The sequence below is a fragment of the Neisseria sp. P0020.S005 genome, assembly GCF_051957055.1.
Lineage (GTDB): Bacteria > Pseudomonadota > Gammaproteobacteria > Burkholderiales > Neisseriaceae > Neisseria > Neisseria subflava_A.
Window position 1 is genome coordinate 1 of record NZ_JBQCWV010000072.1, and the last position, 441, is coordinate 441.

Here is a 441-nt window from a genome sequence, read left to right on the forward strand (position 1 = left end):
GGTCATCCGTCCGCGCATTCTTCTGCTGGATGAGCCCCTGTCCAATCTGGATGCGAAGCTGCGCGACGACATGCGGATCGAAATCCGCGAGATTCAGAAGCGCCTCGACATCACGACGGTTTTCGTCACACATGATCAGGTCGAAGCACTGACAATGTGCGACGTCGTCGGCGTGATGGATAGCGGCAAGCTGGCACAGCTCGGTTCGCCGGAAGAAATCTATGAGAAGCCATCCTCCCTGTTTGTGGCCAAATTTGTCGGACGCGCCAATGTCCACAATTGCGAGATCGTTGACGAAAACGTCTGCCGTCTGGGCAGCGGCACCTATCGCTGCAACACGCATGGAAAGTCACGCGGGTCAGGGCAGATCGCCATTCGTCCGCATCGCATCAATCTCACGCCCAACCGCGATCGCAATCTTGTCAGTGTCGTAACCAATAG

General features: G+C 56.5%; 1 protein-coding gene. It reads left to right on the forward strand.

All coding sequences use genetic code 11. From position 1 onward, the window contains the following. The coding region (locus ACTHTU_RS11355; RefSeq protein WP_440362607.1) for an ABC transporter ATP-binding protein at window positions 1-441 on the forward strand (441 nt) is incomplete at both ends.